This window comes from Microbacterium resistens (assembly GCF_031456305.1).
GTDB lineage: Bacteria > Actinomycetota > Actinomycetes > Actinomycetales > Microbacteriaceae > Microbacterium > Microbacterium resistens_A.
In genome coordinates this window covers 98,081-113,465 of the sequence record NZ_JAVDUM010000009.1, presented here as the reverse complement: position 1 = coordinate 113,465, position 15,385 = coordinate 98,081, and the positions used below count along the sequence as shown (strand labels likewise).

The 15,385-nt window shown below is 69.1% G+C and carries 18 protein-coding genes and 1 tRNA gene; 13 read left to right on the top strand and 6 right to left on the bottom strand.

Translation table 11 applies throughout. The features are described 5' to 3' along the window. Positions 1 to 3 precede the first annotated feature (3 nt). The 3 genes from J2Y69_RS11200 to J2Y69_RS11190 all read right to left on the bottom strand — a co-directional run bounded on the left by J2Y69_RS11200 (position 4) and on the right by J2Y69_RS11190 (position 1,295). Positions 4 to 129: a hypothetical protein gene (locus J2Y69_RS11200; RefSeq protein WP_310020640.1), complete on the bottom strand. Its 126-nt coding sequence runs from the start codon at positions 127 to 129 to the stop codon at positions 4 to 6. Then, positions 126 to 506 carry a hypothetical protein gene (locus J2Y69_RS11195; protein ID WP_310020637.1) on the bottom strand — a complete coding sequence of 127 codons (381 nt, stop codon included), beginning with the start codon at positions 504 to 506 and terminating at the stop codon, positions 126 to 128. Before J2Y69_RS11195 ends, J2Y69_RS11200 begins: the two co-directional genes overlap by 4 nt. 639 nt (positions 507 to 1,145) lie before the next feature. Then, positions 1,146 to 1,295: a hypothetical protein gene (locus J2Y69_RS11190; protein WP_310020635.1), complete on the bottom strand. Its 150-nt coding sequence runs from the start codon at positions 1,293 to 1,295 to the stop codon at positions 1,146 to 1,148. A 173-nt stretch (positions 1,296 to 1,468) separates the two neighbouring features. On the opposite strand from J2Y69_RS11190, the gene J2Y69_RS11185 reads away from it, so the two are divergent. The 11 genes from J2Y69_RS11185 to J2Y69_RS11130 all read left to right on the top strand — a co-directional run bounded on the left by J2Y69_RS11185 (position 1,469) and on the right by J2Y69_RS11130 (position 12,250). Further along, a complete protein-coding gene (locus tag J2Y69_RS11185; RefSeq protein ID WP_310020632.1) occupies positions 1,469 to 1,888 on the top strand; it encodes a helix-turn-helix domain-containing protein in 420 nt (139 codons plus the stop codon). 8 nt (positions 1,889 to 1,896) lie between these two features. After that, positions 1,897 to 2,328, top strand: a complete 432-nt coding sequence (locus tag J2Y69_RS11180) for an ImmA/IrrE family metallo-endopeptidase (RefSeq protein WP_310020628.1) — start codon at positions 1,897 to 1,899, stop codon at positions 2,326 to 2,328. Next, positions 2,301 to 3,770, top strand: a complete 1,470-nt coding sequence (locus J2Y69_RS11175; RefSeq protein ID WP_310020626.1) for a recombinase family protein — start codon at positions 2,301 to 2,303, stop codon at positions 3,768 to 3,770. Before J2Y69_RS11180 ends, J2Y69_RS11175 begins: the two co-directional genes overlap by 28 nt. A 93-nt stretch (positions 3,771 to 3,863) precedes the next feature. After that, the gene (locus J2Y69_RS11165) at positions 3,864 to 4,220 is read left to right on the top strand and encodes a TadE family type IV pilus minor pilin (RefSeq protein WP_310020624.1); all 357 of its coding nucleotides are present in this window, start codon (positions 3,864 to 3,866) and stop codon (positions 4,218 to 4,220) included. Between the two features lie 22 nt (positions 4,221 to 4,242). Then, the gene (locus tag J2Y69_RS11160) at positions 4,243 to 4,584 is read left to right on the top strand and encodes a helicase (RefSeq protein WP_310020622.1); all 342 of its coding nucleotides are present in this window, start codon (positions 4,243 to 4,245) and stop codon (positions 4,582 to 4,584) included. A gap of 63 nt (positions 4,585 to 4,647) precedes the next feature. Continuing rightward, positions 4,648 to 7,563, top strand: a complete 2,916-nt coding sequence (gene topA / locus J2Y69_RS11155) for a type I DNA topoisomerase (RefSeq protein WP_310020621.1) — start codon at positions 4,648 to 4,650, stop codon at positions 7,561 to 7,563. Then, the gene (gene tmk / locus J2Y69_RS11150; RefSeq protein WP_310020619.1) at positions 7,560 to 8,180 is read left to right on the top strand and encodes a dTMP kinase; all 621 of its coding nucleotides are present in this window, start codon (positions 7,560 to 7,562) and stop codon (positions 8,178 to 8,180) included. The genes topA and tmk overlap by 4 nt, the downstream gene beginning before the upstream one ends. Positions 8,181 to 8,230: 50 nt before the next feature. Further along, positions 8,231 to 9,388: a DNA polymerase III subunit delta' gene (locus tag J2Y69_RS11145; RefSeq protein WP_310020617.1), complete on the top strand. Its 1,158-nt coding sequence runs from the start codon at positions 8,231 to 8,233 to the stop codon at positions 9,386 to 9,388. After that, entirely contained in the window at positions 9,385 to 10,947 is a 1,563-nt protein-coding gene (locus tag J2Y69_RS11140) for an alpha/beta hydrolase (protein WP_310020615.1), read from the top strand. Before J2Y69_RS11145 ends, J2Y69_RS11140 begins: the two co-directional genes overlap by 4 nt. Positions 10,948 to 11,005: 58 nt before the next feature. Then, positions 11,006 to 11,944 (top strand): hypothetical protein, encoded by a 939-nt coding sequence (locus J2Y69_RS11135; protein ID WP_310020613.1) that lies wholly within the window; start codon positions 11,006 to 11,008, stop codon positions 11,942 to 11,944. Between the two features lie 132 nt (positions 11,945 to 12,076). Next, the gene (locus tag J2Y69_RS11130) at positions 12,077 to 12,250 is read left to right on the top strand and encodes a hypothetical protein (protein WP_310020611.1); all 174 of its coding nucleotides are present in this window, start codon (positions 12,077 to 12,079) and stop codon (positions 12,248 to 12,250) included. An 80-nt stretch (positions 12,251 to 12,330) separates the two neighbouring features. Here J2Y69_RS11130 and J2Y69_RS11125 read toward each other — a convergent pair. After that, positions 12,331 to 12,403, bottom strand: a tRNA-Thr gene (locus tag J2Y69_RS11125). A gap of 107 nt (positions 12,404 to 12,510) precedes the next feature. On the opposite strand from J2Y69_RS11125, the gene J2Y69_RS11120 reads away from it, so the two are divergent. Both J2Y69_RS11120 and J2Y69_RS11115 read left to right on the top strand, forming a co-directional pair. After that, positions 12,511 to 13,092: an isochorismatase family protein gene (locus J2Y69_RS11120; protein WP_310020609.1), complete on the top strand. Its 582-nt coding sequence runs from the start codon at positions 12,511 to 12,513 to the stop codon at positions 13,090 to 13,092. Between the two features lie 20 nt (positions 13,093 to 13,112). Beyond that, positions 13,113 to 13,661: a DUF1697 domain-containing protein gene (locus tag J2Y69_RS11115; RefSeq protein ID WP_310020607.1), complete on the top strand. Its 549-nt coding sequence runs from the start codon at positions 13,113 to 13,115 to the stop codon at positions 13,659 to 13,661. A gap of 29 nt (positions 13,662 to 13,690) precedes the next feature. Here J2Y69_RS11115 and J2Y69_RS11110 read toward each other — a convergent pair whose 3' ends face one another. Then, positions 13,691 to 14,494 (bottom strand): ABC transporter ATP-binding protein, encoded by an 804-nt coding sequence (locus J2Y69_RS11110; RefSeq protein WP_396653087.1) that lies wholly within the window; start codon positions 14,492 to 14,494, stop codon positions 13,691 to 13,693. Further along, positions 14,491 to 15,210, bottom strand: a complete 720-nt coding sequence (locus J2Y69_RS11105; RefSeq protein ID WP_310020605.1) for a FadR/GntR family transcriptional regulator — start codon at positions 15,208 to 15,210, stop codon at positions 14,491 to 14,493. The genes J2Y69_RS11110 and J2Y69_RS11105 overlap by 4 nt, the downstream gene beginning before the upstream one ends. Between the last annotated feature and the right edge of the window lie 175 nt (positions 15,211 to 15,385).

The window sequence follows — 15,385 nt, the reverse complement described above, 5'->3', positions numbered from 1 at the left end:
CCATCAGCCGACCCGCTCCGTGAAGTGGTGCGCGCACATCGGGCAGCGCACCTCCACCCAGGGGTGATCGTCATCAAGGACGACCATCTGCCCGGTCCAATCACAGGACGGGCACTCGAGCTCGATCATGCTGCCTCCTTCAAGGCCCACAGGTGGGAGGGATTGCCGTATTCGGATTCCCCGTACTCGTCGAGGCGGACCCAGGGCCCGCCGTTCTCCTCGGACAGCACCGTCCGCACCCGCTGAGGGGTGCAGTAGAAGCCGAGACTGTTCCGTGCGATCCGGTACACCTCGTCAGCGGTGATCGGATGCCCCGCAGCAGACAGCGCCCGCTCAACCGCCAGGGCCGTCGGGACCCGTTTCACGGCGACATCCGCCGCACGGTGGGACGTGAGCGGGTCCGACGGTCGAACACGCGGGGAATCGTCGTACACGGTCGGCCGGGCGACCCCGGTCCCACCGCACGCGAAGCAATCCACGTCGGTGTCGGGGTCGCGGGCGGTCATGAAAAAGCCCCAACCTGAGCAGGCGGGGCAAGGGTTCCTCACAGCAGGGTTGGTTCTCATCATCGTGATACCTCCGTGCGCGGCCGGGATTCGAACCCGGACAACCCCTGACGGCTCCGCGCAGACCAGCCCGTTCCTGACAGGTCGTAGGCACGCCTCTACATGCCTCACTGCCGTGTGCAGACTCACCCCGCGAATGCATGAGGAAGGGTGAACGCATAGCTCCTGATCTTGTTGACCACACACACCCGGTTGCGTTCCTTGGGGGCGGCTTCTCCGCTGCCTGCGGCCCGTCCATTCGTCCCAGTTCGACCCTGCGTCGCGTCCAGCACCCGTTGGCGTGGGTGCCGCGTATCTTCGCCGGTGTGTGCTGTTGAGTTGTCAGAGTTCAGCCGCCCGAAGGCGCAACAAATAGGGGCCAGATCGGCCAGGTGCGAGTGGGCCGCTACGCGGCCGACGCTGTCTCTGCGTCCGGTCTGCACAGCCCCGTGCTCGCGCACCGCGCCAGGCACTCATCCATCGACGGGCCTCCTGGGTGCCAGATCCGTTCCGCTGCCTCGCGAACCGTGAGTTTGCGGATGGTCGCCGCAGCTTCGGCCACGACCTGCCCCAACTCGCGGAGAGCCTGCGCTTCGGTCTTCATGACGCCACCGCCAGCGGGGTGATCTGGGTGATGCGAGGGAAGAACGCTCGCGGCTCGACCTCGAGGAAAGCGGCGATGCGGATCAGCTCATCCACAGTGAACGGGCTGACGGCCTTGAGTCGCAGCGACAGTGTTGAGGTGGTCATGGACGCTCCAGCGGCGACGGCCGTTGCAGTCACGCCTTTGCGCCCCATCGCGGCCCGCACCTCCGCGGCCACTCGGTTCCGATATTCCGTTCCCATGTAGAAGACACTACGCCGCACTTGGGAACGGTGCAAGTGGAATACAATGTTTCCTAAAACTGGGTATACTCGCCCACATGGGAACGAACGCACGTGAAATTGGTGAGCTCAGCAAGGCGGTCTCCGCAGAGCTCCGAGCGCACCTTGCCCGCCGCAAGATCAGCGTGCGGGCGTTCGCGGCCTCGACGAGACTGCCGCTCACGACACTCCACAAGACGCTGAACGCACAACGAGTCGTGGATGTCGAGGACCTCTACTCCATCTGTGGCCCGCTCGGGGTCGAACCAGGCGATGTGCTCGACGCTGCCGTTGCCGCGATCCAGACGCCTACGGCAAGCGAAGTGACGGAACTCCGCCCGCTGAATGTCCCCACCTCGATAGATGATCTTGAGCGTCGCCCGCCCCGGACGATGGACCGCACCAAGATCGCGGCTGACAACCGCGATCCGCGCGAGACCGACCAACCCGCACCGGGTGAAGCTCCCGAGGACTTCTAGGAGAACGGTTGAAGCAACTCATCGCCCACGCAGCGCAGCTCGGGTACAACGTGCACGTCTGGGACCTTGGCAGCGAGACGGCCGGCCTAACGGACATCGCAGAACGCTCGATCAGCCTGAATCTCACCCTCACCATTCCTGAGCAGCGCTCCACGCTTGCACACGAATGCGGTCACGCCTTCTACGGGCACGACTGCACCGACCCTGTCGGAGAACGACAGGCGCGCAAGTACGCCGCGACGCTCCTGATCGAGCCGGCCGAGTACGCCCGCCTCGAACGCATCAACCCGGACCAGCACTGGCTCGCCGACGAGTTCACGGTCACCCCTCGCATCATCTTCGACTACGAGACGTTCTGCCTCACCCGCCTGCGCGGAGTCACCTACTCGCAGGCGCGCATGGGGCTCGGGCAATGGTCGCACCGGCTGGAGGTCATCTGATGGTCGGCCGTCTTCGTCCAGTAACCAACACAGCGCTCCACGCGATCATTTACCTGCGCCAGTCCGTACACCGGGACGACTCAATCAGCCTCGAGCTTCAGGAGCTCGCATGCCGTGACTACTGCGACCGCATGGGATACGAGGTCATCACGGTCGAGGCTGATCCAGGTATCTCGGGGCGCACGTGGAACCGCCCCGCGGTGCAGCGGGTCATGGCGGCGATTGACACGCGCGAGGCTGATGTCATAGTCCTCTGGAAATGGTCCCGCCTCTCACGATCCCGCAAAGACTGGGCGCTTGCGATCGACCGAGCCGATATCGCCGGCGGGAAGATCGAGTCGGCCACCGAGCCAATCGACACAGCTACGGCCTCCGGACGGTTCGCCCGCGGTGTCATGACCGAGTACGCCGCCTTCCAGTCCGAGCAGATCGGCGAGCAGTGGGAGGAGGTCCGGCAGCGACGCCTGAACCTCGGCCTACCGGTATCGGGACGGCTGCCATTCGGCTGGACGCGCACGCCCAACGGCATCGCGCCCCACCCCGAACACGGACCAATTGTGGTCGAGATGTACCGGCGCTACCTCAACGGAGAGGGCTCGGCATCGATCGCGGCGTGGCTGAACGCGCAGGGCATCCCCGCGCCAAACGGCGGCGCATGGCGGCGACCCCGCCCCCTCAGCGTCATGGACTCTCCAGTTCATGCCGGCCTCATCCCGTACCGCGGCGCGACTTACCCAGGTCAGCATGACCCGATCATCGATGAGGCTACCTGGGACGCATACCGGAGCGAGCGCACCCGCCGTCGAGACCATGCCGAGAAGCCCCGCGACTATCACCATCTCCTCTCCGGCGTGATGCTCTGCTCCTGCGGTGGACGCATGCACGGCAAAGGGTCAACAACAGCTGGGAAGGTCTACCGCGGCTATCTCTGCGGATCGACTCTGAATGGTCACGACCAGCGCGCCTACGTCTCCGCGATCACCATCGAACCTCTCGTAACCGACTGGCTACTTGCCCTCGATCCGCAGGTAGACGCAAAGCCGCTCGACGCCGCCGCGACCGCGCGCCTCGCTGCGATCCTCCGGGAGCAGATCGCTCTCGACGCCGAACAAACCACCCTCACGCGGCAACTCGGTCGCGAACTCATCCCCGAGGCAGCCTACGTTCGCGCAACCAATGAGATCACGACCGAACTCGCCCGCCTCAAGGCCGAGGAAAACGCTCTCACCCCTCCGCGAACGATCAGCCCTACCGCGGTCATAACCCTGCAAGACACCTGGCCTGGCATGACCATACCCGAGCAAAACCGAGGGCTTCGAAAGGTCGTGGAATCTGTAACCGTGCACGACAGCGGCGAACGATTCACCATCCGAACCGTCTGGGGACGTGACCATGAGCTGCGCGGTCCTGCACGATGGCGGGGCAAACGTCGCACCACCTGACTTTGTCGCTCGCGTCCTCATGACAGTCATCATGAGATCCGACGAGGTGCGGGGGATCCTCACCGACCTCGTCCGGCGCGCGCTGACGGTGTCGTGACCGGCGACGGCACCCGCCGTCGGGGCGACGACCGCGGCTCGGCCACCGCCGAGCTCGCGGTCGCCCTCCCCGCGGTGGTCCTCGTGCTCCTGCTCGGACTGGGTGCCGTCGGCGCGGGGATGAGGCAGGTCGCACTTCAAGACGCCGTCGCGGATTCCGCGCGCCTCCTCGGGCGCGGTGAGAGCCAGGGGACCGCGGACGCCGCGATCTCCCGTGTGGACGCGGGCGCGAGCATCAGCGCTCGCCGCGCCGACGGGCTCGTCTGCGTGACGGTCGAGGCGGATGCCGCGTTCGCCGGCCGCATTGCCATCCCGCTCAGGGCGGTCGGCTGCGCGCTGGACGGCGGACGATGAGCCCGGGTCCGGGATCGCGCTGATGGCCGGTTCGGTTCTGGCGGCGGGCGCGGCGGCCCTCGCCGCGTCTGTCGCTCTGGGGGCGGCGCTGCTCGGCGGAGCCGCCACGACCGCGCAGCGGGTCGCCGGAGCGGCCGACGCCGCGGCCCTCGCCGCCGCCGACGCGGTCTCGGGCGCGGTGCCGTTCGACGGCGACCCGTGCGAGGCGGCCGCGCGGGTCGCGGCCGCCTCGGGAGCGCACCTGGACGAGTGCGCTCTGGACGAACAGGTGGCGAACGTGCAGGTTTCCGCGGCGTACGCTGGATTCACCGCCGTCGCCCGATCCCGAGCAGGACCACCCGAGGTCGCTGCGGGCAACGGATGAGCCGTGCTGGGAACCCATCTGCAGTGCGGTGTGTATGGTGTGCTTCGAAGAAAGGACGCACCCTTGGCGCAAGGCAAGAAGCTCGTCATCGTCGAGTCCCCGACCAAGATGAGGTCGATCCAGGGCTATCTCGGCGACGGCTATGAGGTGCTCAGCTCGGTCGGTCACATCAGGGACCTCGCCGACAAGAAGGACATCCCGGTCGCCGACAAGAAGGCGTATGGGAAGTACTCGATCGACGTCGAGAACGATTTCGACCCCTATTACGTCGTCAGCGACCGCAAGACCAAGACCGTGGCGGAGCTGAAGCGCGCCCTGAAGACCGCCGACGAGCTCCTGCTCGCGACAGATGAGGACCGCGAGGGCGAGGCCATCGCCTGGCACCTGCTGGAGACGCTGAAGCCCAAGGTCCCGGTGCGCCGGATGGTGTTCCACGAGATCACGAAGGACGCGATCCAGGCGGCGGTGGGCAACACCCGCGAGCTCGACCTCGCGCTCGTCGACGCGCAGGAGACCCGCCGCATCCTCGACCGCCTCTACGGCTGGGACGTCTCGCCCGTCCTCTGGTACAAGGTCAAGTCCGGGCTCTCGGCCGGCCGTGTGCAGTCGGCCGCCACCCGCATGATCGTGGACCGCGAGCGGGAGCGGATCGCCTTCGTCTCCGCCGAGTACTGGGATGTCGACGCGGCCGCTGCGGCGTCCGGGTCCTCGTTCCGGGTGCGCCTGGTCCGCCTCGACGGCGGATCACTGGCCCGGGGGACCGACTTCGACGACGCCGGCAAGCTCAAGAAGGCCGTCGTCGTCCTGGACGAGAAGGCCGCGGAGTCCCTTGCCCGTGCGGTCGAGACCGTCGGCGCGGGAACCGTCGCCAAGGTCGAGGCCAAGCCCGGCACGCGCAGCCCGTACGCCCCCTTCACCACCTCCACGCTGCAGCAGGAGGCGGGACGCAAGCTCTCGATGAGCGCGAAGCAGGCCATGAGCGTCGCCCAGCGCCTGTACGAGAAGGGGTACATCACCTATATGCGTACCGACTCGACCGCGCTGAGCACCCAGGCGGTGCAGGCGGCGCGGGCGCAGGCGGTCGCGCTGTACGGCGATGCGGCCGTCCCGCTGAAGCCGCGCGTCTACAAGAGCAAGAGCAAGAACGCACAGGAGGCCCACGAGGCGATCCGTCCGTCGGGGGAGGAGTTCCGCACCCCGTCCTCGGTGTCCTCGGAGCTCGACCGCGAGGAGCAGCGCCTCTACGACCTCATCTGGAAGCGCACGGTCGCCAGCCAGATGTCGGACGCGAAGTACGAGACCACGACGATCACGATCGCGGTCGACGCGGACGGACGTGCGGCGGAGTTCACCGCTTCGGGCACCGTCTACACCTTCAAGGGCTTCCTGGAGGCGTACGAAGAGGGTCGCGACGAGAAGCGCAGCGATGCGGACGCCGCCGAGGAGCAGTCGCTTCCGGCCGTCACGGTGGGCGACGAGGTCGCGCTCTCCGACGCCGAGGCCAAGGGGCACAAGACCACCCCGAAGCCGCGGTACACCGAGGCGTCGCTCGTGAAGGCGCTCGAGGAGTACGGCATCGGCCGTCCGTCCACGTTCGCGACGATCCCGAGCACGGTCGTGGATCGGGGCTACGCGACCAAGCGCGGTCAGGCGCTGGTGCCCACCTGGCTCGCCTTCAGTGTCGTCCGCCTCATGGAGGAGCACTTCGCCGAGCTCATCGACTACGACTTCACCGCGGCGCTCGAGGACGACCTCGACGCCATCGCCCGCGGCGAGCAGAAGCGCGCGGAGTGGCTGCAGTCCTTCTACTTCGGGTCCGACGCCCACGTCGGACTGCGGCAGATCGTCGACAACCTCGGCGAGATCGACGCGCGTGCGCTGAACTCGACCCGGATCACGGACACCGCGACGCTCCGCTTCGGCAAGTACGGCCCGTACCTGGAGGTGGCCGACCCCGCGGACCCGGAGGCGAAGCCGCGCATCGTCAACGTCCCGGAGGATCTCGCCCCCGACGAGCTCACGGCCGCCAAGGCGCAGGAGCTCATCGACGCTCCGGTCGCCGGTGACCGGGTCCTCGGCGAGAACCCGGAGAACGGCAAGGTCGTCGTCGTCAAGGACGGGCGGTTCGGTCCCTACGTGCAGGAGACCGATCCGGTCGTCGAGGGCGAGTCCGGCGAGGCGCTGGTGGACGAGGCGACCGGGGAGATCGTCGAGCCCGTCGCGCCGAAGAAGCGCGGCGCGAAGAAGGAGGCGGCCCCCAAGCCGCGGACGGCCTCGCTGTTCCGGTCGATGTCGGTGGACACCATCGAGCTCGACGCGGCGCTGCGGCTCCTGAGCCTCCCGCGCACGGTCGGCGCGGACCCGGAGTCCGGCGAGGAGATCACCGCCCAGAACGGCCGTTTCGGTCCGTACCTCAAGAAGGGGACCGACTCGCGATCGCTTGAGAACGAGCAGCAGATCTTCGACGTCACGTTGGAGGAGGCGCTCGCCCTCTACGCACAGCCGAAGTACGGCGCCCGGCGGGCGTCGAGCGCGCTGGCGGAGTTCGACGCGGACCCGGTCAGCGGCAAGCCGATCCGCATCAGGGACGGCCGGTTCGGCGCCTACGTGACCGACGGTGAGACGAATGTGACGATCCCCCGGGGCGAGAAGCCCGAGGACATCACCTTCGAGCGGGCGGTCCAGATGCTCGCCGACAAGCGGGCGAAGGGCCCGGCTCCGAAGCGTGGGGCGCGAGCGGCGGCACCGAAGAAGGCGGCGGCGAAGACCCCCGCAAAGACGGCGGCCAAGAAGGCCCCTGCCAAGACGGCTGCGAAGAAGACGTCGACCACGAGCGCCAAGGCCGCGCCTGCGAAGGCCACGCCTGCGAAAGCCACGACCTCGAAGGCCGCGACCTCCAAGGCCACGACGGCGAAGGCCACGCCGGCGAGCACCGCGGCCAAGAAGCCCGCGACCCGCGCGAAGAAGACCGATTCGTGACCCGCGGCCTCTGGATCACCCTCGAGGGCGGTGATGGATCGGGCAAGACCACCCAGTCCGCGTTGCTCGGGGAGTGGCTGGACGGCCAGGGGCGAACGGTGCTCCGCACGCGCGAGCCCGGGGGGTCGGAGGTCGGACGACTGATCCGCGACATCGTCCTTCACCACCGGGGCGACATCGCGCCTCGCGCGGAGGCTCTGCTGTACGCCGCGGATCGCGCGCATCACGTGGCGACGGTCGTCCGGCCCGCCCTGGAGCGCGGCGAGGTCGTCCTCCAGGACCGCTACCTGGACTCCTCGGTGGCCTACCAGGGCGCGGGGCGGGTCCTCGACGCCGATGAGGTCCGACGCCTGTCGCTGTGGGCGGCGGAGGGCGCGCTGCCCGACCTCACCGTCCTGCTCGACATCGATCCGGCGACGGCCCGGGTGCGGCTGGACTCCGACGACAAGCCGTTCGACCGGCTCGAGGCCGAGCAGGAGGAGTTCCACGGGCGGGTGCGCGACGGCTATCTCGCGCTCGCCGCCGCGGAGCCCGAGCGCTTCCTCGTGCTCGACGCGACGCAGGCACCAGACGTCCTCGCGGCGGCCGTGCGCGAGCGGCTTGCTGCCCTCCTGTGAGGCGCCGGGCCGGTCGTCGGGGTGTCCGTGGCCGCGGCTAGGCTGAACGCATGACCGCCGTCGCCACCGCCCCGTTCCCCTGGACGGACGTCTGGGTTCAGGACGAGGCGGTGCGGACGCTCCGCGATGCGGCGGCCGACCCCGGTGCGCTCTCGCACGCATGGCTGATCACCGGACCTCCCGGCTCGGGACGATCGACGCTGGCCTACGCCTTCGCGGCGGCCCTCATCGCCGACGAGCCCGATGACGAGGCGGCCATGCGGCAGGTGATCGCCCGGACCCATCCGGACGTCACGGCGCTCCGCACGGACAAGGTGATCATCACGATCGCCGAGGCCCGCGCTCTCGTGGAGCGCTCGTACTTCGCGCCATCGGCCGGCCGCTACCGGGTCATCGTCGTCGAGGACGCGGACCGGATGGTCGAGCGAACGTCGAACGTGCTGCTGAAGGCGCTGGAGGAACCTCCGGAGCGGACGGTGTGGATCCTCTGCGCGCCGAGCGAGGCCGATCTGCTCCCCACGATCCGCTCGCGGGTCCGCTCGCTGCGCCTGCGCGAGCCCGAGGTGGACGACGTCGCGCAGCTCATCGTGCATCGCACCGGCGTGGATCTCGGGATCGCCGAGCAGGCGGCGCGGCACGCGCAGAGGCACATCGGGATGGCGCAGCGGCTCGCCACCGACGAGGGCGCCCGCGCGCGGCGGGACGAGACCCTGCGCGCCGTTCTCCGGGTGCGCGGCGTGGGGGACGCCGTCGAGGTCGCCGGAAGGATCGTGCAGGTCGCGACGGAGGACGCCAAGGCGCTCACGGCCGAGCGCGACGAGGCGGAGCGTCGATCCCTGCTGCGCATGGTCGGGATCGCCGAGGGGCAGGCCGTCCCGCCGGCGCTGCGTGCGCAGGTGTCCGCCCTCGAGGACGATCAGCGCAAGCGCGCCACGCGAAGCCTCCGGGACGGCATCGACCGCGTGCTGACCGATATGCAGTCGCTCTTCCGCGATGTCGTCATGTTCCAGTTCGGACGCACCGACACCCTCATCAACCGCGAGCTGGGCGATGAGCTCGCCGCGCTCGCCGCCGCGTGGCCTCCCGCGCGTACGCTGGACGTGCTCGACCACCTCGCCGAGACGCGGGAAGCGCTGGAGCGCAACGTAGCACCGACCCTTGCCCTCGAGAGCTTGCTCGTGACGGTCACGAGCGGGAGGACACCGTGAAAGAACGATCGACCAGCCGACGCATCCGACGCATCGCCACCGTCGTGGCAGGCCTCGCCGTCGCCTCAGTGACGCTGTCAGGCTGCCTCTACGCGATGATCCCGTCCGGCTCCCCGGCCTCACAGCCGCAGCGTACGACCGCCCCCGACACCAGCGGCGTCTCCGCAGAGCTGATGCCGTTCTACTCGCAGGAACTGTCGTGGAGCGATTGCGGCGCCGCCATGCAGTGCACCGATGTCAGGGCGCCCCTCGACTGGGGGAATCCCTCCGCCGGCGAGCTCTCGCTCGCGGTGGTCCGCCACCTGGCACCGGGCGACCCCAAGGGCTCGCTCCTGCTCAACCCGGGCGGCCCCGGGGCGAGCGGTGCGGGTTTCGTGCAGGACAGCCTGGACTTCGCCGTCGGCCCCGACCTGATCGATCAGTACGACATCGTGGGCTTCGACCCGCGGGGCGTGGGCAGGTCGACCGCTGTGACGTGCCTCGATGACGCGGAGAAGGACGCCTACCTCTACTCGATCCCCTCGGGGGCGAGGGGCAGCGACGAGCGCGCCGCGGCCCAGAAGGCCGCCAACCAGGGCTTCGCGGATGCGTGCGTGCAGAACAGCGACGGGATCCTTCCGTTCATCACGACGGTGAACTCCGCGCGGGACATGGATCTGCTCCGAGGCGTGCTCGGCGACAAGAAGCTGAACTACCTCGGCTATTCCTACGGAACCTTCCTCGGCGCGACCTACGCCGACCTCTACCCCGACCGGGTCGGACACCTCGTCCTCGACGGCGCGATCGACCCGGCCGTCTCCGGCGCGGACGTCAGCACCACGCAGGCACTGGGCTTCGAGTCCGCCCTGCGCGCCTACATGGAGAGCTGCCTGGCGGACAAGGGGTGTCCCTTCAACGGGACGGTCGATGAGGCGATGGCCGACCTCGGCGCACTGCTCGCGAGCGTCGACAGCGTTCCGCTGCAGAGCGGCGACGGACGCATGCTCGGCGCGGACAGTCTCATGACCGCGATCATCTCCGCGCTGTACTCCCAGGACAGCTGGTCCTACCTCACCCAGGCGCTCACCGATGCGCTCGGGGGAGACCCGAGCACCGCCTTCTTCCTCGCCGACTTCTACAACGGTCGCGAGAGTGGGCGCTACATCGACAACTCGGCCGAGGCGTTCCGCGCATACAACTGCATGGACTATCCGGTGGAGACCGATCCGGCGCTCCAGGACGCGGCGAAGGCGAAGATCGCGGCCGGCGCGCCGACGATCGCCCCGTACTGGGAGGGATCGGACCCCTGCGAGGTGTGGCCGTATCCGCCCACCGGCACGCGCGGCCCGATCGCGGCGGCGGGATCGGGCCCGATCCTGGTGGTCGGCACGACCAATGACCCCGCGACGCCGTACGACTGGTCCGTCTCGCTGGCCGACCAGCTCCAGGACGGCGTGCTCATCACGCGCGTCGGTGAGGGCCACACGGGGTACAACAAGGGCAACGAGTGCGTGGACGGCGCCGTGGACTCGTTCTTCCTCGACGACACCGTGCCGCAGGACGGACTTCGCTGCGAGTAGCCGGTTCGCGGTGCTGTCGATAGCATGCGGCGAAGGTCCAAGCGCCACGAGAGGCGGCATGATGAACGACACCCGTAGGCCGCCCCGCATGGTGGTGGTCGCGTCCGTGCTGTTGGGGCTGATGGCGGTGGCGGCGCTCGCGATCACCGCAGGGGCCGTGTATGGGACCGTGACGGCCGAGGGGATGGGGACTCTCGCGATCCCGTTCCTCATCCTCGTCGGACTCCTCACCCTGGTGAGCGGGGTGGGCTGCGCCTTGACGATCCCCAGGGTCCTCAGAGGTACGCACCGCGGTGCAGCGACCACGTTCGTCTCGCTCGCTCTGCTGCCGGCCTTGTACCTCGCCTGGTCGGGCGGGGAGAGGCTGGTCGACTACTTCATCGCGGGCGGCGACGAAAGCGTCTACTCCTACACCGTGGCCGATCTGCTGACCTGGGCGCTGTACACGCTTCCTTTGATCTTCGGTGTCGTCGCGATCGTTCTCCTCTGGGCTCCGCCATCGATGCGGGCGTTCTTCGCGTTCGAGCGTGGGCTGACGAGCATCCCGCGAGGTGACACGGTGAATGACTCCCGCAGACCGCCCCGCATGGTGAAGGCAGCGTTCGTGCTGTTGGGGCTGACGGCAGCGGCGGGGCTCGCGATCACGATCGTGCTCGTCTACACGGCGATCACGGCGATCGAAATGGGCACCATGCTGGTGCCGGTCTACATCTTCGGCGGAGTCCTCACTCTGGTGGGTGGCGTGGGCTGCGCCGCCATGATTCCCAGGGTCCGCAGAGGCACAGGCCGCGGTCTGTCGACGATGTTCGTCGCCTTCATCCTGCTCCCAGCCTTCTACCTTGCTCAGGTCGCTGTGGCGAGTCTTATCTACGGCGGGATCGCGGGCTTGCTCGGGTCGCTGTATGGGCTCCCGCTGGTCCTCGGCGTCGTCACGATCGTGCTCCTCTGGGCGCCGCCATCGGTGCGGGCGTTCTTCGCGCGTCCGAGCGCGGGCTAGCGGGTCAGCCGGGCAGCACCACCTGACGTCGCGTGCAGGCGGCGGCCTGTTGGCCGCTCACCATGTGAGCCGCCGGCTTTCCTTCGGAGAGGCGAGTGATCGTCGTATCTGATGACGAGCTATGGTCGCGCTATGGACCCAACCTCGACTCTCCTCGTCTTGCTCGGCAGCATCGGAATCTGGATCCTCGTCATCGTGATCGGCCTGCTGCTGCTCTATCTCGTGATCCGGTTCGGCGTCTTCCACGGTCTCCGCGCGCACACCCGCTGGATCGACAACGGCAAAGACTACGAGAAGATCCGCTAACCCTCGGTCGTGGCGGGCGTCGATGCGACGGGAAGGAAGAGGCCCCGTCAGGATCTCTGTCCTGACGGGGCCTCTCTGGGAGCCGCCTAAGGGAATCGAACCCTTGACCTATTCATTACGAGTGAATCGCTCTGCCGTCTGAGCTAAGGCGGCGTGCCACGGGTGGCACGCGCGGCGAACCGCACGATGAACGATATTACCCTGTCCGAAGCGATGCGACGAACCATCCCGCGACCGACCGTCCGGCGTACGCTCGGAACATGACCAGAGCACTCCTCATCGTCGACGTGCAGAACGACTTCACCGAGGGCGGGGCGCTGGCCGTCGCAGGCGGCGACGCGGTCGCCTCGGGCATCTCCGACTACCTCGACGCCACGGTGGGGCAGTACGACATCGTGATCGCCTCGCGGGACTGGCACGATGCCGAAGGGGACAACGGCGGTCACTTCGCCGAGCAGCCCGACTTCGTCGATACGTGGCCCGTGCACTGCGTGGCGGGCACGGCCGGCGCGGAGTACGACCCGCTGCTGCGGACCGCCTCGATCACAGACCATGTCCGCAAAGGGCAGGGGCGCCCGGCCTACTCGATGTTCGAGGGGGTCGCGGATGACGGTGCCACGGTCGCCGGGCTCCTGTCCGCGCGCGGGGTGCTCGCCGCCGACGTCGTCGGCCTCGCCACCGACCACTGCGTGCGGGCGTCGGCCCTCGACGCGATCGCGCACGGGGTGCATGTGCGGATCCTGACCGACCTCGTCGCCGGGGTCGGCGTCGAGTCGAGCGCTGCGGCGCTGGCCGAGCTCGCGCACGCGGGCGCGGAGCTGGTCGAGAGTACGGCAGCATGAATGGCGACGCGAGGGATGGCATGACCCCGCAGAACGGGCGCTGCGCGCTCCTCCTGCGGGCAGTGAACGTCAGCGGTCGCAACCGTGTGCCGATGGCGGAGCTGCGCTCCCTGTTGAGCGAGCGCGGAGTCCTCACGGGCGTCTCCACCTACATCGCGAGCGGCAACGTGATCGCCGAGACGCCGGCGGATCCCGGACGTGCATGCATCGAGGTGCGAGCCCTCATCGAGGAGGCCTTCGGCGTCGACACCCCCGTCGTCCTGCGCACGCACGACCAGCTCGTCGCCGCGCTGGAGGCGAACCCCTTCTCCGACGCGCTCGTCGACAAGCTGCTTCATCTCATGTTCCTGGCCGGCCCGTCTCAGGAGGGGGCGATCGACTCGCTGACTCCGCGCCTCGTGCCCGGCGAGCGGATCGCGTTGCGGGGCCAGGACCTCTGGATCGACTACTCCGAGGGCGGCGTGCACTCGACCAAGCTCACCACGGCAGTGTTCGACCGCGCGCTGGGGGTCGCCGGGACGGCGCGCAACCTGCGGACCGTGCGGAAGCTGGTCGAGCTGACTGCCTGAGCGGGGGCGCGACCTGACTCCGGGGACGGCTACTCGACCAGGGCGGGGGAGGAACGCAGGGCGCGGGCGGCCCATCGGCCCTCGTGCCGGGTGACCGCGATGGGGTGGGCGAACGCCTCCGAGATCGTCTCGGTGGTGACGACGTCCGTGGCGCTCCCGGCGGCCACAACGGCGCCCTCCGCGATCACGAGGGCATGCGTCGTGCTCTCCGGGAGCTCCTCCAGATGGTGGGTCACCAGGACGGTGGCGAGCGTCGGCTCCCGCAGGCTCAGCGCATCGAGGGTCTCCAGGAACTGCTCTCGGGCGGCGACGTCCAGCCCGGTGGTGGGCTCGTCGAGCAACAGGAGGCGGGGTCTCGCGACCAGAGCGCGGGCGATCAGCGCGCGACCGCGCTCGCCCTGGGACAGGTGCGGCCAGATCGAGGCGGCGCGGTGGCCGAGTCCGACGTCGTCGATCGCCGACCGCGCGTCCGCGACCTGCGCATCGGTGGGACGCCAGCGCAGCGGCGTCTCGATCGTCCCGGTGAGCCCGGTGAGGACGACGTCCTCCACGGTGAGCGGCGACCGGAGCGCATGACGGGGATCGACATGGCCGATGTCGCGCCGGAGGGTCTGCAGGTCGACGCGGCCGAGACGCCGGCCGAGCACGTCGACCGTTCCGGACGAGGGATGGACGAGCGCTCCGCAGAATCCGAGGATCGTGCTCTTGCCCGCCCCGTTCGGCCCGAGGAGCGCCCAATGCTCTCCGGCGCGCACCGTGAGGTCCACGTCGTGCAGGATCGTGCGCCCCTCCCGGCGGAAGGCGACGTCGCGGAGCTCGAGGACGGGGGTCACGATCCGCTCCCGATCGCCACGGCGAGGCCGTCGAGGTGCTCGCGACTTAGGCGCGCGGCCTCCGCGGCGTCGCGGGAGACGATGCTCTCGGCGAGGCGCTCGTGTGCGAGCTGGTCCTCCTGCACGTCGTGGCCCGCGGCGGCACCGGCCGCCGGACGACGGTCGCGGAGGCGGAGCATGTCCACCATCGCCGGCCGCAGTCGGGGAGTGAAGCCGTCGAAGAGGTCGAGCAGGAGAGGGTTGTGCGCGGCCGCGACGATGCAGCGGTGGAAGCGCGTGTCCGCGTCGACATAGCGCTCCAGCTCCTCGACGGTCGTGAGCGTGCCGAGTCCCGCACGTTCGGTGAGCGCCCGGCGGATCGCCCGGATGTCGGCGGGGGTCCGCCGGCGCGCGGCCAGCGCCGCCGCCTCTCCCTCGATCGCCGTCCGCGCCTCGATGACCGAGAGGATCCCCGCGCGCCTGAGCACAGTGTCCCAGTCCTCGGCGATGTCGAGCGCGGTGACGAAGACTCCGGCGCCCTGCCTGCTGGTCAGCACTCCGCGCCCGGCCAGCTGGCGGATCGCCTCGCGGACCGTGGATCGGCCGACCCCGAGCTGGGGGGCGAGCGTCGTCTCCCCGGGCAGCCGCTCGCCCAGCGCCCATTCCCCGCCGCGGATGCGTTCGAGCAGCAGCTCGGCCGCCTGGTCGGCGAGGGTTCCGCGAGTCACCTGCTTCATCGTGACCTCTCTGCTTGTCTGAGGAGTTGTGATACAGTCTAGCCATGTTCGCCGACGCGATCCTCCTTCTTCGCAGCCACGGCGGGGCCTAGCAGACCGGCCCCCCGCCGTGGGGGTCCGACGTGCGCCGGTCCGCTCTCCTCGAGAGCCAGCCGTCGACCACGTGAAGCAGAGA

Bases quoted from the DNA above. Each gene is read 5' to 3' on its own strand.
- J2Y69_RS11115 (WP_310020607.1), top strand. From the start codon at position 13,113: ATGACCCCGCAGAACGGGCGCTGCGCGCTCCTCCTGCGGGCAGTGAAC.
- J2Y69_RS11185 (WP_310020632.1), top strand. From the start codon at position 1,469: ATGGGAACGAACGCACGTGAAATTGGTGAGCTCAGCAAGGCGGTCTCC.
- J2Y69_RS11135 (WP_310020613.1), top strand. From the start codon at position 11,006: ATGATGAACGACACCCGTAGGCCGCCCCGCATGGTGGTGGTCGCGTCC.
- J2Y69_RS11190 (WP_310020635.1), bottom strand. From the start codon at position 1,295: ATGACCACCTCAACACTGTCGCTGCGACTCAAGGCCGTCAGCCCGTTC.
- J2Y69_RS11175 (WP_310020626.1), top strand. From the start codon at position 2,301: ATGGTCGCACCGGCTGGAGGTCATCTGATGGTCGGCCGTCTTCGTCCA.
- J2Y69_RS11130 (WP_310020611.1), top strand. From the start codon at position 12,077: ATGGACCCAACCTCGACTCTCCTCGTCTTGCTCGGCAGCATCGGAATC.
- J2Y69_RS11195 (WP_310020637.1), bottom strand. From the start codon at position 506: ATGACCGCCCGCGACCCCGACACCGACGTGGATTGCTTCGCGTGCGGT.
- J2Y69_RS11160 (WP_310020622.1), top strand. From the start codon at position 4,243: ATGGCCGGTTCGGTTCTGGCGGCGGGCGCGGCGGCCCTCGCCGCGTCT.
- J2Y69_RS11120 (WP_310020609.1), top strand. From the start codon at position 12,511: ATGACCAGAGCACTCCTCATCGTCGACGTGCAGAACGACTTCACCGAG.
- J2Y69_RS11105 (WP_310020605.1), bottom strand. From the start codon at position 15,210: ATGAAGCAGGTGACTCGCGGAACCCTCGCCGACCAGGCGGCCGAGCTG.
- J2Y69_RS11145 (WP_310020617.1), top strand. From the start codon at position 8,231: ATGACCGCCGTCGCCACCGCCCCGTTCCCCTGGACGGACGTCTGGGTT.
- J2Y69_RS11200 (WP_310020640.1), bottom strand. From the start codon at position 129: ATGATCGAGCTCGAGTGCCCGTCCTGTGATTGGACCGGGCAGATGGTC.